Consider the following 15,213-nt stretch of genomic DNA (forward strand, 5'->3'; position numbering starts at 1 on the left):
GGTATGGTGGGCACAAGTGCAAGAGAGTGGAATTAAGCCATTGAAAGAGTTCGCACGAAAACTGAGGCCTTATCTTCACGGCATTATTGCATCGGCAAGTTACCCGTTAAACACCTGCACACTAGAAGGGATAAACAACAAGATAAAGCTAATCAAGCGAATGGGGTATGGATATCGAGATACAGATTACTTCTTCTTGAAGATAAAAGCGGCTTTCCCCGGAAAGCCGCGATGAACCATAAAAAAGCCCAGCACTTTATCAAAGTACTGGGCAAGAGTTCTTCATCTATAGGCTTTAACAAGGCAGTGATTTGTTAAGTCCCATCCAAAACTGCTGCACTCTATAAGCCTATAGAGAGAGGAAGTCTTTCACTATTTGAAGAACACGTTCTGCTGTCTCTTTATCTTCCATTTCTGCGAAGATTCGTAGTAAAGGCTCTGTCCCAGAGAAACGAGCAATCACCCAGCCGCCATTCTTGAAGTACACCTTGGCACCATCTTCATAGCTGACTTTTTCAATCTCGTACTCGAACTCAGGCAACTGTTTCTCTACGTAGATCTTGGTGTAGAGCGCTTCTTTTTCTGAAGGCTTGAATTTGCAATCGCCTTCAGCGGTGTAGGCGTAGCCATACTTAGAGTAGATCTCATCAAGCAGTTCAGACAATTTCTTACCCGTTACACTGATCATCTCAACCAGTAGGCTTGACGCGAAGACACCATCTTTACCTTTGATGTGGCCGCGAATGGTTAAACCACCCGAACTTTCCCCACCAATCAGAGAGTCGTCGGCTTCCATTTGCGAGCTGATATGCTTAAAGCCTACTGGAACCTCAAAGCTCTTCTCACCATGATCGGCTGCCACTTTATCGAGTAGATGAGTGGTTGCGATATTGCGAACTACCGAGCCTTTCCAGCCTTTGTATTCCAATAAGTAGTAGTAAAGCAGCAGTAGCACTTCGTTAGGGTGAATGAAGTGACCTTTCTCATCGATAATACCTAAGCGGTCGGCATCGCCATCGGTACCAATACCGATGTCATACCCTTCAGCGGCAACTAAGTGCTTCAAGCGATAGAGCGTAGCTGCGCTTGGCGATGGCATCAATCCACCAAAATCTGGGTTTTTACCATCGTTGATCACGTCGACATCACAACGACCATTGATAAGTACCGTTTGTAGAGCGTTCTTCGCTACACCAAACATAGGGTCAATCAGTACGCGTAGGTTCGCTTTCTTAATCGATTCAATATCGATGGCATTAATGATCGAATCAACAAAGTCGTTCATTGGATTGATGATTTCGATCTCTTTGTCGCTTAACGCTTGTTCGAAGTCGACACGGATAACGTCTTCGTTGGTTAGAGTTGCGATTTGCTGCTCGATCTTCTCTGTGATGATCTCGTCAGCATCACGACCACCTTCAATGAAGATCTTAATGCCGTTGTAGTCCGCCGGGTTGTGAGAAGCGGTAATACATGCCGAGTAGGTGCAGCCCATCTCTTTAGCTTGGAACATGACGATAGGGGTTGGAACAAACTTATCGATGAAGCTGACTTTGATGTTGTTAGCGGCTAAAACTTCAGCAAACCAACATGCAGCTTTATCGGAAAGGAAGCGACGGTCATAACCGATCACAAATCCGTTTTTAGCCGCATCTTCATTGTTGATGATGTTTGCCAGCGCTTGTGCCACAAGGCGAACGTTCTCTCTGGTGAACTCTTCACCAATGAAAGCGCGCCAGCCACCTGTACCAAATTTAATCATTAGAAAATCCTTTTAGTCTCATTGTCTCAAGCCTGTAAAGACTTGAGACAATAGCTGTTCGTTAAATTGAGTGACTAGCCTAGAACAACGACAACATCGTTCACGCTGCCTTCTGCTTGTACTGGGATTGCATCTTCTACTGACTCACCGTTGATAGTGATAGAAGCAACCCCTTTGCTTACTGCATTCGGGTTTTGCACCGTGATGTTGTAAGTTGCACCGCGCCATTGACGAGTGACCTCGAACTCTGGCCAATCCGTTGGGATACAAGGATCGACAGTTAAGCCTTCGAAGCCTGTACGAACACCAAGAATGAAGTTGGTTACCGCAAAGTAAGCCCAACCAGAAGTACCGGTTAACCATGGGTGGTTTGCACGCCCGTGGTCTTGGTGGTCTTTACCCATGATGAACTGCACGTACGAGTATGGTTCTGCGTAACGCGTTTCAATCATGTCATTTTGGTTGTATGGGTTGAGTGCATCGTAGAATTTCATCGCACGGTCGCCACGGCCAAGTTTCGCTTCTGCTACCCAAGCCCATGGGTTCGGGTGAGAGAAGATAGCGCCATTCTCTTTTACGCCTTGGTAAACACGAGTTACGAAGCCGATATCGTCGTTTGGTGTCGCGAACGATGGAGAGTTTAGGTGCAGGCCGTATTCAGAAAATAGGTTCTCATCAACTGCGTCCATCGCTTTCTCGCCGCGCTCTTGAGAAACTGCACCAGACAGAACTGCTAGTGTGTTTGACTCGAGGTGTACACGACCTTCAGCTTGCTGAGCAGTACCAATCTTGTCGCCATTTTTCGTTAGACCACGGATGTACCAGCCACCCTCGTCATCCCAAAGGTGCGTTTCACACGCTTCGCGAACATTCGCTGCCATTTCAGTGTATTTCACAACATCAGCGTCGTTATTGCGGAACTTAGCAAGGTCTAAGAATTCTTGTAGTGCCCAGAAGTGAAGGAATGAAACCATTGAAGACTCACCGCCACCAAGGTTCAAGCAGTCGTTCCAGTCAGCACGTAGGCCTTTACAGATACCTGTTTGACCAACGTATTCAGCAGAGAAGTTCAGTGCCGCTTTCATGTGTTCGTAAACAGTCGCTTCGCCACCGTCTGCGTATGGAATTACTTCGTCAAAGAAGTCGTGCTCACCGGTTTCCATCACGTATTTGATGATGGTTGGTACGATCCATAGGTGATCATCCGAACAAGTATCTTCAATGCCGTGGATCTTGTCGTCATCTGACGGTGTTGGAACAACCGTTGGTGATTTCGATGGCTCAACGTCTGCTTTCTCTGGATCAAACCAATCCGGATCGAATAGGTGTAGACCGTAGCCCGCTTTCACTTGGCCACGAAGCAGGTCGATAATACGTTTCTTAGTCATTTGTGGGTTGGCATGAGGTACTGAGATCGCATCTTGCGCAGTATCACGGTAACCAAGACCTGTGCGGCCGCCAACTTCAATGAATGATGCAAAGCGCGACCACACCACACAGGTTTCTGCTTGGTATAGTGTCCAGGTGTTGATCATGGTGTCTAAGCCTTCGTTTGGAGACTTAACTTGGAACTTGTTGCAACGCTCGTCCCAGTGATCTTTGATGCCTTGGAACGCCGCATCTACGTTTGCTGTGTCTTGGTATTTTTCACGTAGGCGTTCGCCGTTGCCTTTACCGATACCTAGTACATAGGCAAAGCGAACTTCTTCACCCGGTTGAATGGTAAATTGCTTATGCAGAGAACCACAGTGGTTGTAACAGGTTTGAGCGCTGTCAGAACATTTACCGTTTTCAACCGCAATTGGGTTAGCTTCATCACGGTACATGCCAAGGAAGTTGTCACGTTGGCCGTCGTAGCTATCTGGTGAGAAAGTTGACGCTAAGTAGTAGAAGCCTTCAAAGTCGTTAGTGTTGTAGTACAGGTCGTATTCCAACACACCTTCTTGGTAAGAAGTGCCCGCAGAGTACAAAGACATCTGGTGGTTCTGGTTGTCCGATTGGATGTGGCTGAACGAGAACTCTACAAATGAGAATGTGCTGATAGTACGAGGCTTATCCGTGTTGTTCTTTAGCACAACGTCCCAAACTTCGGCATCTTCGCCTTTAGGTACGAATAGCGTTTTGGTCGCTGTAATACCGCTGTATTCACATTTGAACTTTGAGTATGACAAGCCATGGCGAACTTCGTAATTCGCTTCATCTAGGCTCTTTGCCACTGGCTGCCAAGAGATAGACCAGTAATCACCCGTCTCATCATCACGCAGGTAAACATAGTGTCCAGGACGGTCAAAGGTACCGTTTGGACGGAATTTAGTAACACGGTTGTATTCCGGAGAATTGTAGAACGAGTAACCGCCCGCATTGTGCGAAATCACGGTACAAAACTTTTCAGTGCCTAGGTAGTTGGTCCAAGGTGCTGGTACATCAGGGCGAGTGATGACGTATTCGCGATTGTCGTTATCGAAATAGCCGTATTTCATTGTCATTTCCTTTTTAACAAACTGCATCTATGCAGCTAATTTTTAAATAGTGATGCTGAGTTTTATTAGACTGAGCACCTTAATTTGAGTCAGCAATCACTCGATGTGAGTGTGCTGTGGTTTTGTTTTATTCAGCTTTCCAAGGGTTGCGATAATCGACATTGAGCCTGTCGAGTAGTGGCAAGTGACCCTTTAGGCGAGATAGGTAATCTAGCCAGTTTCGGTTGTTTTTATGTGTCCAACATCCTTCAGCTAAAGCGCTAATTCTTGGAAATACCATGTAATCCATACGCTTTTGGTTGGTGACGATCTCACACCATAAAGCACACTGAATTCCGCGGATCCGCTTACGAATTGGGTCGGTGTCGGATATCTCAGCAATCGCTTCGTAGGTATAAGCTTGTTCTAATGGGATAACGGCAGCCCAATCTACGCCCGGCTCTTCCGGCGCATAATCTTGGGTCATGTCGAGATAGGTAAATTGTGCAGGCTGCAGAACCACATCAAAGCCTTGGCGTGCACAGTTCATAGCCGCTTCTTCGCTGAGCCACGAGTAGATAATGGTCTCTTTGCTCACCTTGTCGCCGTGCTGAGCTTCTTCCCAGCCCACCATGCGCTTGCCTAGTTGCTTAAGTTTGTTCTCGGCATAGCGGAATAGGTGACCTTGCAAGTCCTTGCTGTCTTGGTACTGGTGCTCTTTCATCAGCGCTTGAGCTGCAGGGCTGTTAGTCCACACGCCCGGTGGTACTTCGTCTGCGCCCATGTGAATCAATTCGCTTGGGAAGAGCTCTGCGACTTCTTCAATAACCGCATCTAGGAACTGGTAAGTACCTGGCAAGCCTGGGTTTAGCACGTTGTCGTTGTAGTGCTGAATGCTCTTGTATTGAGTAGTGTCAGCTTGCTCTACCAACATCTCAGGCAGTGATTTGATCGCGGCGCGGCAGTGTCCCGGGATATCGATCTCAGGGATAACCGTGATGCTGCGCTGTTCTGCGTATTCAATGACTTCTCGAATCTGTTGCTGGGTGTAGAAGCCACCATAATTCTCTGCAATGTGGGTATATTGCGGCTCCAAAGCATGGTCAGGACCACGCCAAGCACCAATTTCAGTTAGTTGAGGTAGGCTTTTAATCTCGATCCTCCAACCTTCATCATCAGTTAGGTGCCAATGAAAAACGTTGAACTTGTAATATGCCAATTGGTTGATTAAGCGCTTCACTTGCTCCACTGAATGGAAGTGACGAGCACAGTCCAACATCATGCCGCGGTATTTGAAGCGCGGTTGGTCGGCGATTTTGCAACATGGGACAGAGAAGTGTTCAGCATCTTGTTGTTGAACCAATTGAATCAGACTTGCTACAGCGTGTGTAAATCCAGACTGGCTACCTGATTCAACAATTATTTGTTGTTCAGTAATGCGGAGTTTGTATTCGGCTTCGTCTAAAGTCGGATTACTACGAAATAGAAGGTCATCGCCTTCTCCCGTTGGAAGCTGATTCGAAATCGACAGTTCAAAGGTAGAAAGTAATTCTTGTTTCAGCCAAGTGACGGCTTTATCTGCAAGGTGAGATTGAACCTCAATCTTGCATTCGCTGTTTAGGGCGAAGCTACCTTGCTTAAGTTCGATCTGGTTCGGCTGAGGAATTAATGCCACCTCAGCAGCGTTCACTTCAGGTATCTGATTGCGTTCACGGTATGGTGACGCCAGAACGATGGGTGATATTGCAACTGGCAGTACTGAGGTTTCGCCTTGGTGATGCGTTTGGATAAAGGCATCGTTTAGACCGTCAGAATAAAAACGGAATGGGGCGCTTTGAATGCTGAATTCAAGGTAGTAATGGTTGTTCGCTTTTAACACTGACGAACTTGGTTTGAACGAACAAAAACTGCCAACTTGAGTCAGTTCGCCTTGCGACAGACTCTCCTGAAGGATGAATCGGTCAAACGCAAAGTGGAGTGACCAATCTGTAACGTCAAGATCACTTAAGTTATGTACCGTAAGGCCAAATCGGCAGTTATTTTTTTGTTCAGAAAGAACAGCTAAGTCGATGCGATAATTCATATAACTTCCCTGCTAAGCCTGTTGATACAAGTTGTGTTGTGGTTTTCCGGCAAACATCAATGCGCCTTCGATAGCGTCAAATTGAGGTTCAACGATCCATTGTTGTACTGGTGGTGATAGCCAGTTGAGAATGCGCTCTGCGATACTTCCCATTAGGCACACCTTGTCCGCACCTTTGCGATGCAGTGCTAGTACAAACATTTCAATATCAGCGGCGGTTTGCTTGAGCATCTCAATCGCAAGCTCATCGCCTTCGTTAGCCAGTTGAAAAATCACTGGCGAGAATTGACCGTAGTCTTTTGGAATAGCGCCTTTTGACCATTCGACGATGGCATCAACATCATTGCCAAAGTGGTTCATTACGTGTTGAGTCAGTGGTGTCTTGTTGCGAATACCGTCTTCTGCAAGCAGGACTTGTTGAATCAAACGAAGACCCATCACCGCGCCACCACCTTGATCGGAAATTGGAAACTCACGGCCACCAACGACATGTTGCTCACCATCTTGTAGGTAGATGCCGCATGAGCCTGTTCCACCTATCATGATGGCGCCGTTTTGGCCATTGTGAGCACCAATACAAGCACCGTAAGCATCTGTGTTTAAAGTCATGCTGGCGAAAGGGTGCGGTTGTGTCATGAAGTCGAACCATGCTGACTTTTGCTCAGCACCTGCCAGCGCTAGGCCGACATGCATATTTGAAAAATGACTTGAATCGAGTTGCCCTTGCTGTGCCGCTTGAGTAATAGCATCGACAATTGAGCTCATCGCCACATCAACACCCAAAAGGATGTTAGCGCTGCCGCTTTTCGCTTCACCAATGAGTGTGCCTTGGTCATCGCGAATACGAGCACGGCAAGAGGTGCCGCCACCATCAATACCTACGTAGTAAAGCGTCATGATTATTGCTCCTTACGTTGTGCTAGGTAATTGAATTGCGCAGCGGTTGCCAATAGGAACCATGCGCCGTGAGGGATCCATTGTTCGCCCCAGCGCCAGTTTTGAAGCATGTCATCTTTTTGTGCTGGTGGATTGAACGCGATGTCTTGATCATCTTCATAGCCAGCGGTAATGCCGTTACAGATACCGCCTTTGGCATTGAAAAAACCAAGTTGAGGTAAGTAGTCAGGGTTGTTATGACCATGACCATCAAGCATGCACATGTGGTATGGATTGAGACCTAAAATCCAATCTAGGCTGTTCTGTGAAAGTTGGATTAAACGCTTTTGTAGCTCGCTGTCTTGAATGTGTGGTTGAACTAAGTACGCCATGGTTGCGATTGAGCCAAGACGAGCGTTTTCGCCTTGCCACCAGTAGCCAGTCTCGTTCTTCTGAGCGACGAAGAAAGCATGGCGCTTATCACCATCAACATTTTTAACGTATTGTCGTGGGTAGCCAAATGGGTTGGTTACTTTATCGGTGATGTTGATTTCGAACTGACATGCTTGTTCAACAACGGTGCGAGCCTGTTCTTTCAGCTCAGTATCGGTTTCATTGTCGATGTATTCACACAGAGCAATCACTGGAAGGCCAGCTTCAGCTGCATGAAAGTATGGTCGAGTGCCATCAGCGTTTGCTGACCAGAAGTGCTCAAATGAGTCATCTGACTGTTGGCGAGAGATTAAACGAGTCGCCCAAGTTCTTGCTTCTGATAGGTATTGTTCGTCTTGTGTTACTCGGTACAGCTCATTGGCTGCGAGTAGGGCGCAATACTCATCAATGATGTTCTCTTCACCATCGTTTAGGTACTGCAGGTTGTACTCTTTGAGATGCCAGTAACCTTTGGTTGCGGTATCAAGATAGGTTTGGCTAGAGTAGCTGCCTGAAACCTCAAGCTCAGAAGCTGCGGCTAATGCTGCAATAGCAACACCGGCACCTTGTCGGTAGCCTGCTTGCAAATCTGTAGACTTATGACCTTCTTGAGTGGCGTATGCGCAGATGTCGCGTTGGTTGATATCTTTGCTCCACTTGTCGAATACTGTCATGTAGAAGTATCCAGCCGCGTCTTGCATACGAACCAAGAAATCAGCACCGAATAGTGCTTCTTCTGTTAGGCGAGTCATCGAGAATTTAGGGAAGTCTGGATTGTCGCTAGTTAAGCGCACGCTTTTGAGCATGTTCCAAACCACCATAGGAATCTGTTGTGGGTTGAGGTAGTTGCCGTAAGACAAGTGGCTAAAGTACTTGCTTACATCACCTGATGCATCGTACCAGCCACCGTGGACATCGACGTATCTGTCTGTGCCGAGAATTTGTGCTTGTCGATCTTTCTTGTCAAAAGTGCCGCCACAACGTTGAGACTTAAAGTAATGAAGCACATCAGAAAAAGTGTGGTTCATTATTAGGTTGCTGCCAATCTCAAACACTTCTGAACGTAGGTTATCAAAGCGCAGGTAGTAGCGACCGGATTCGGTGAATGAACTGAAATCGATTGTGAAGAATTGTCCTTGATGCCAGTTTGCTACCGGGCCTTGTTTCACAACATCAAAGTTGCCCACAGTAATGTGGTTGTCGGCACACACCAAAAGTGCAGTCGTACTCGATAAACGAGCCTTTTTAGTTTGTAAGATCGCCTGCTTGGGAGCCGAAGATTCGTAGCCAATATGGTTGGTCAATAACAGCATCAATGTTCTCCAAAGGTCCCAGTTTCTTTTGGCTAGGTACCTGAATTAGTTTGGATATGAGTAGTTAGGGTCCGCAGACCCTAACTCAGTCTTAATGTTTAGCTTTCGTGTAGATAACAACGAACAAAGTGGTTATCGGCTAATTGAGTCACACCCGGTAGTTGCTCTTTACACTTGTCCATTGCGTGAGTACAACGGCCTGCAAACGGGCAGCCAGCTGATACTGGTGTCCACAGTGGAATCTCACCCTTGTTACCTGCCAATTGTTCGTGGATCGATTTCTTAGGATCTGGAACGGCAGAAACCAGTAGTTGAGTGTAAGGGTGTTGAGGGTTCGCAATAACGTCATCGGTATCGCCCCATTCCACCATATGTCCTACGTACATCACTGAAAGGTCTTCAGCAATATAACGAGCCGTAGCGATGTCGTGAGTGATGTAAAGCAGAGACATTTGCTTCTCAAACTTCATCTCTTCCATCAGGTTCAAAACACCAGCACGAATTGAAACGTCTAGCATTGAAGTTGGCTCATCCGCTAGAACAACCTCAGCACCCACTGCGATGTTACGTGCTAGGTTGACACGCTGACGTTGGCCGCCAGACAGTTGGTGAGGGTACTTCTTCGCTGTTTCTTTTGGTGGGATCAGGCCAACTTGCTCTAAAAGATCGTAAACACGTTCTTCTAGTTCTCTCTTATTGCCCGGAGTTACCTTCTTGTGGATCAGCAGTGGTCGAGCAATGTGGTGGAAGATATTGTGTGTTGGGTTGAGTGAACCAAACGGGTCTTGCCATACCATCTGCACACCTTCACGGTAGTGCATAAGATCTTTTCTGCTTGAGATCTCTTGGATGTCACGGCCTTTGTATTCAATCGTACCGCCTGAAGGCGCGTACATCTTTGCGATCATTTTTGCTGTTGTTGATTTACCTGAACCAGATTCACCAACGACCGCTAAACCACGGCTTTTGTACATCTTGAATGACACGTCGTTGATTGCACGCATCATTGGGGTTTGAATGGTGGTGCTGCTTATTGGGAAGTCTTTTACGACATTCTTACCTTCTACTAATAATTGACCGAAATCTTTGCTCATAATTGTCTCCAGAATCCTTGTTCGCTTTGCTTGTTTTTAGGCGGTCGAGCCGCCTGTTTAGTTATTCACGCCGAAAAGCGTGCAAGCTATAGCTTCCTTTGTACTATTGGGTCGCCGTACAGGTGGCAGTTAGACAAATGTCCCGGTTCGATAGAACGCAGCTTGGTTGGCACCTTGGTACAGGTTTCATGTACACGGTCACAACGAGCTTGGAAACGACACCCTTCAGGAATCTCTAATAGGTTCAGAGGGTTGCCCGGAATACCTGCTAGTTTTGTCTTTGGCCCTGTTAGTGGAGGGAAAGAACTTCCCAGCCCTTTGGTGTAAGGGTGGTAAGGGTTTTCTAGAATATCTTGAGATTTAGCGACCTCGATAAGCTCACCTGAGTACATGATGCCGATGCGGTCAGAGAACTCGACCATCAATGACAAGTCATGGGTAATGAACAGAATCGAGAAGCCAAACTCTTCTTTCAGTGCATAGATCTTTTGTAGGATTTCGCGTTGAACAACCACATCAAGTGCTGTCGTTGGTTCATCCATAATGATCAGTTTTGGATTCAGGGCTAGAGCTATAGCAATAACCAAGCGTTGACGCATGCCACCAGAGAATTGGTGAGGGTAGTCACTCAATCGGCTCGGGTGAATATCTACGATTTCTAGTAGACCTTCAGCACGTTGTTTAGCTTGCTCGCGAGTCATGTTGGTGTGACGCATGATTACGTCACAGAACTGCTCTTCCATCGGTAGTACAGGGTTGAGCGCGTTCATCGCACTCTGGAATACCATCGACATCTCGCTCCAACGGAACGCTTGCATACGGTCATCACTGTATTCAAGGATGTTCTCACCGTTGAAGATAACCTCACCACCACTGATGTAAGCAGGCGGCTTATGAAGGCGCATTAAAGAGAAAGCAACGGTTGATTTACCACAGCCAGACTCACCAGCTAGGCCGAATACTTCACCTGGCGCAATATCGAAGCTTACGTTGTTACACGCACGAACATCGCCAGACTCTGTGATGTAATCCACGCATAAGTTGCGGATAGAAATTAGTGGTTCAGACATGATTATTTATCTCCGCTCCAAAGTGCATTTTGTGGTGGTAGTTCTGGTTCACGTTCTTCTTTGTCTTGAGCTGCTAGTTTCTTCCAACGCTTCATTCCTTTGTGAGAACGCAGTTGCGGGTTAGCAATTTCATCGACAGCAAAGTTAAGTAGAGCAAGGCCCGTTACGAGTAGTGTCAGTGCGATACAAGGAGCCAACAGTTCCCACCAAGCGCCAATCAGCATTGATGAAGAGGTTTGAACGTTGTAAAGCATGATGCCCCAACTGATTGTGTTCGGGTCACCAAGACCTAGGAACGAGATGGTTGCTTCCATCATGATTGCGTACATCACCGAACCGATGAAGCTCGCACCAACGATAGAGATAAGGTTTGGCAGAATTTCTACGAAGATGATTCGGAATGAAGATTCACCCAATACTTCAGCAGCTTTTACAAACTCTTTTTCACGTAAAGCTAAGGTTTGGGAGCGAACAACACGGGCGCCCCAAGCCCAGGACATAAAGCCGATAACCAAGGTTATGGTGAGTGGCCCTGCCTCACCGATAAAGGCTGCTACTACGAACAGTAATGGGTATTGAGGGATAACCAACATAATGTTCATTGCAGCGGTTAGAACGTCATCAACACGTCCACCGAAGTAGCCTGCAGAAACACCAATAACGGTTGCTAATAGACATACGGTTAGACCCGCACCAAAACCTACAGCAAGAGATACGCGTGCGCCGTATACCACTTGAGACCAAACGTCACGACCCATACGAGTTGTACCAAGTACGTGGTCTGCCTTTTTAGACATAATCAATGTACGACGATCATCTGCTAGGTTTTGAGCAACCCAACCTTCAGGGTTAGTTTGTGCTGATTTAACGACGAAGCCAGGGTATTCGTGTGGATTACCGGTACGCTTGTCTGGTACATGCTTAGTGATCAATGGAGCTGCAAGTGCGCCAAGGATAAAAATACTTAGGATGATGACGCCTGTTAGGGCCATCGGGTTACGCCAAATGAGTTTTAGAAAGTCTTTCATGATTATTTACCACCCTTACGAAGACGAGGGTCAAGAACAACGTAAAGCATGTCTGCAACTAGGTTAAAGAACAGCATGAATAGCGTCATGATAAGCAGTTGGCCTTGCAGTACTTGGTAGTCACGAGCGTTAATTGCGTTGAAAAGTACACTGCCAAGACCTGGGTAGTTAAAGATGATTTCGATAATTAACTGCCCACCGATTGCCATACCTAGCGACATTGAAAGTGCTGTCACACTTGGTAGCATCGCGTTACGAGCTGCGTAGTTGAATACCACTCGGTTTTCGCTCAGGCCTTTGCCTTTCGCCATAGTGATGTAGTCTTCTGCTAGTAGGTTGATCATGTTGTTACGCATGTTGACTAGGAAGCCACCAATTTGAACAATAGAAGCACAGAACAGTGGTAAGAAGGCGTGGTAAGCGACATCTTTAATGAATGCCCAGCTTGTCCAATCAGGCATGGTACCTGCGGTGTAGGCATAACCGGTTGGGAACCACTTCAAGCCAATTGCAAAGGTAAATAGTGCAATCATCGCGATAACAACTTGAGGAACGGCTTGTAGAATCAGCATCCCTGGCGTTACGAAAGCATCGTATTTACTGCCGCGTTTCCACGCTGCGAAAATACCTAGGATTGAACCAATCGAGAAAGAAAGAATTACTGCGGTGCCAGCTAAGAAAAGCGACCAACCGAATGCTCCGCCCAACAGTGTGTTTACAGAAAGTGGGTAGAATTGAATTGATGTACCAAGTTCCCAGCTCAGAATGTTCTTCATGTACGCTACGTATTGAACCAGTAAGCCACCATCGACGAAGCCTAATAGTTCTTTCATTGCAGCAATACGCTCAGGAGTAACTTGTACAGAAGCGTTCGCAAACATCATGGTAACTGGGTCACCAGGCATTGCTCTTGGAATAATAAAGTTTAACGTCGCAGCAACTAACAGCGCGACAAAATAAAATGACAAACGTCTTAAAAAATAACCCATAACTCACACCTTACTCACCCAGATTGTTTCCCTGTTTCTGGATTCAGGTCGCTCCTAGCGAAATTTGGAACGAAAAACCCCCTGACGACTAGCGCCATACTTTCAATTGAGAGTGTGGGGGTTTTTATAAGCGGCGTAAGAGGTTACGCCGCAAGGATTGAACGATTACTTATTTAACTGGTTTTAGATCCAGTACATGAAGTAGACGCTCTGGAATACCAGCCCAAATGTTTGGACGGCCTTTTGGATTTTCTTCGTTCCACCAACCAGTGAAGCGAGTTGTGTTGTATTGGTACATGTAAGCACCAGACATCACAGGGATTGTCACTTGGTCTGCAGCGATGATTTGCTGGATACCGTGTGCAATATCTAGCTGCTCGTTCTTATCAGCTGTTTTGTAGAAGCTGTTTAGAAGACCATCTAGCTTTTCGTTTTTGTAGAAGTGCATTGCGAAACGAGGCATACCATCACCAGATTGTAGTGATGAGTTGTAAGCACTGTTCCAGTACGTGTATGGATCCGCACCGTGGAAGTAGTTTGTGTATGCTACGTCGTATGTACCTTCAAGCATTGCTTGGTTGTACACAGAGAAATCTGGCGTACGAGCTTTCGCTTTAATACCGATTTCGTTTAGCTGTTCTACCGCTAGTTGAACTGTGTTGTTGAAGTCAGTCCAGCCGTTTGGCGATTGGATCATTAGTTCGAAAGACTTGCCAGATGGAGTGTCAACAAAACCATCTTTGTTTACATCTTTGAAGCCAGCGTCAGCAAGAAGTTTTTTCGCGCCTTCAGCGTTGTAAGTGTTGAAGCCTTTGTACTTGTCATGAGTTTTTTCATCAGACCAAGCTTCAAACGCGTAACCAAGACCCGATGCGAAATCGTTCACAGTACCGCCGCCGTAGAATGCGATGTCGATGATTGTTTGACGGTCAAGAGCCATAGAGAAAGCACGACGGAAGTCAACGTTGCTCAACGCTTCATGCTTCGCAGCATCAGGGTGTTTGAAGTTAACGATGAATGCCTGTGTACCTGCTGGCGGGTACCAGTAGTGGTGTTTAGGGCTAGCTGCTGCGTATGTACGGTCGATATCTGGAACGAAAGAAGACGTCCAGTCCATTTCACTGTTTACAACTTTACCTAGGAATTGGTCGTTGTTCGCAATTTGTGGAACACGTAGACAGTCAACATCTAGGTTGTCTGCATCCCAGTAGTTCGGGTTTGCACACTGGATGTATAGTTGCGCTGTAAACGTATCGATTTCTGTAAACGGACCAGAACCAACTGGATTTTCATTGGTAAACGTTGATGGATCTTTAACGTCTTTCCAGATGTGCTTAGGTACTACAGGTACTTTAGCAATCTCATAAGGTACGTTCGAGTTTGCTTCTGTTAGGCTGAACTTAACTTGGTTGTCGTTCAGTTTTTCTACAGAAGTTACCCAAGAGTTGATACCAGATTGGTCAAGCTCTGGCTTCTCTTTTACAAGGTTGAAAGAAAAAACAACATCATCAGCAGAGAAAGCTTCTCCGTCAGACCATTTAACACCCTTACGAATGTCGAAAACTACGCTCATCAGATCATCTGACATCTTGAAGTTTTCAGCTAGACGGAACACTGGAGTGTTACCGTGCATTTCGTTAAATACTACTAGCGGCTCATACATGAAGTCAGTTGTAGTATGTAGGTTAGTAGCACCAAGGTACGGGTTAAAGTTACGTACGAATGTAGTGTACTCTTTCGGGTGAACGGTCAGTTCACTGCGTTCTGCAGCTGTTGCTACTGATGCAAAACCTGTTGTAGCGGTCGCAATAATTGCTGTTGCTATTGCTGTTTTTTTTATATTGGCAAGCATAGCTGTTCCTTACTATTTGCTTTCATTTCACTAATGGATTGAATGTTATCTGTCGCTAAATGGTTTAGTAGATACACACTCTAGTTAAAGGCCTACCTCTTCTTCGTTGCTCCAGATTCATCGTTGATTCCGAGAAGTGGTAAGAGTGGCCTGTAGGCCTTTGGCAGGAGTAAGAAAACACCTTATCGATGAATTAATCAAACTCGTTTCCCGTCAAAAACGTTAAAAACACATAACCACACGTCATTAACGTCA

General features: G+C 46.3%; 11 protein-coding genes. 1 reads left to right on the forward strand and 10 read right to left on the reverse strand.

What is annotated here, in order from left to right; all coding sequences use genetic code 11:
- On the forward strand, window positions 1–235 hold a 235-nt coding region (locus tag L1D22_RS02660), incomplete at its 5' end, for a transposase (protein ID WP_239828271.1).
- A 114-nt stretch (window positions 236–349) separates the two neighbouring features.
- On the opposite strand, the gene L1D22_RS02665 is transcribed toward L1D22_RS02660, so the two are convergent.
- The 10 genes from L1D22_RS02665 to L1D22_RS02710 form a co-directional block, all read right to left on the reverse strand.
- Entirely contained in the window at window positions 350–1,762 is a 1,413-nt protein-coding gene (locus L1D22_RS02665; protein ID WP_239828618.1) for a phosphoglucomutase/phosphomannomutase family protein, read from the reverse strand.
- Between the two features lie 74 nt (window positions 1,763–1,836).
- The gene (locus L1D22_RS02670; RefSeq protein WP_239828619.1) at window positions 1,837–4,242 is read right to left on the reverse strand and encodes a N,N'-diacetylchitobiose phosphorylase; all 2,406 of its coding nucleotides are present in this window, start codon (window positions 4,240–4,242) and stop codon (window positions 1,837–1,839) included.
- Window positions 4,243–4,369: 127 nt separating this feature from the next.
- Complete coding sequence (locus tag L1D22_RS02675; protein WP_239828620.1) at window positions 4,370–6,304, reverse strand: family 20 glycosylhydrolase; 1,935 nt, start codon at window positions 6,302–6,304, stop codon at window positions 4,370–4,372.
- A gap of 12 nt (window positions 6,305–6,316) precedes the next feature.
- A complete protein-coding gene (locus L1D22_RS02680) occupies window positions 6,317–7,201 on the reverse strand; it encodes an N-acetylglucosamine kinase (RefSeq protein WP_239828621.1) in 885 nt (294 codons plus the stop codon).
- Window positions 7,202–7,203: 2 nt separating this feature from the next.
- Window positions 7,204–8,925, reverse strand: coding sequence for a glycoside hydrolase family 9 protein (locus tag L1D22_RS02685; RefSeq protein ID WP_239828622.1), 1,722 nt, complete (start codon window positions 8,923–8,925; stop codon window positions 7,204–7,206).
- Window positions 8,926–9,023: 98 nt separating this feature from the next.
- A complete protein-coding gene (locus tag L1D22_RS02690) occupies window positions 9,024–10,019 on the reverse strand; it encodes an ABC transporter ATP-binding protein (RefSeq protein WP_017063264.1) in 996 nt (331 codons plus the stop codon).
- 86 nt (window positions 10,020–10,105) lie between these two features.
- Entirely contained in the window at window positions 10,106–11,089 is a 984-nt protein-coding gene (locus tag L1D22_RS02695; protein WP_017633260.1) for an ABC transporter ATP-binding protein, read from the reverse strand.
- A 2-nt stretch (window positions 11,090–11,091) separates the two neighbouring features.
- Window positions 11,092–12,117 carry an ABC transporter permease gene (locus L1D22_RS02700; protein ID WP_239828623.1) on the reverse strand — a complete coding sequence of 342 codons (1,026 nt, stop codon included), beginning with the start codon at window positions 12,115–12,117 and terminating at the stop codon, window positions 11,092–11,094.
- Between the two features lie 2 nt (window positions 12,118–12,119).
- On the reverse strand, window positions 12,120–13,106 hold the full coding sequence (locus L1D22_RS02705; protein ID WP_239828624.1) for an ABC transporter permease: 987 nt from the start codon (window positions 13,104–13,106) through the stop codon (window positions 12,120–12,122).
- 169 nt (window positions 13,107–13,275) lie between these two features.
- On the reverse strand, window positions 13,276–14,958 hold the full coding sequence (locus tag L1D22_RS02710) for an ABC transporter substrate-binding protein (RefSeq protein ID WP_017633263.1): 1,683 nt from the start codon (window positions 14,956–14,958) through the stop codon (window positions 13,276–13,278).
- Window positions 14,959–15,213 lie beyond the last annotated feature (255 nt).

Source organism: Vibrio sp. Isolate34 (assembly GCF_022397915.1).
Taxonomy (GTDB): Bacteria; Pseudomonadota; Gammaproteobacteria; order Enterobacterales; family Vibrionaceae; genus Vibrio.

Bases quoted from the DNA above. Each gene is read 5' to 3' on its own strand.
- L1D22_RS02665 (WP_239828618.1), bottom strand. From the start codon at position 1,762: ATGATTAAATTTGGTACAGGTGGCTGGCGCGCTTTCATTGGTGAAGAG.
- L1D22_RS02670 (WP_239828619.1), bottom strand. From the start codon at position 4,242: ATGAAATACGGCTATTTCGATAACGACAATCGCGAATACGTCATCACT.
- L1D22_RS02675 (WP_239828620.1), bottom strand. From the start codon at position 6,304: ATGAATTATCGCATCGACTTAGCTGTTCTTTCTGAACAAAAAAATAAC.
- L1D22_RS02680 (WP_239828621.1), bottom strand. From the start codon at position 7,201: ATGACGCTTTACTACGTAGGTATTGATGGTGGCGGCACCTCTTGCCGT.
- L1D22_RS02685 (WP_239828622.1), bottom strand. From the start codon at position 8,925: ATGCTGTTATTGACCAACCATATTGGCTACGAATCTTCGGCTCCCAAG.
- L1D22_RS02690 (WP_017063264.1), bottom strand. From the start codon at position 10,019: ATGAGCAAAGATTTCGGTCAATTATTAGTAGAAGGTAAGAATGTCGTA.
- L1D22_RS02695 (WP_017633260.1), bottom strand. From the start codon at position 11,089: ATGTCTGAACCACTAATTTCTATCCGCAACTTATGCGTGGATTACATC.
- L1D22_RS02700 (WP_239828623.1), bottom strand. From the start codon at position 12,117: ATGAAAGACTTTCTAAAACTCATTTGGCGTAACCCGATGGCCCTAACA.
- L1D22_RS02705 (WP_239828624.1), bottom strand. From the start codon at position 13,106: ATGGGTTATTTTTTAAGACGTTTGTCATTTTATTTTGTCGCGCTGTTA.
- L1D22_RS02710 (WP_017633263.1), bottom strand. From the start codon at position 14,958: ATGCTTGCCAATATAAAAAAAACAGCAATAGCAACAGCAATTATTGCG.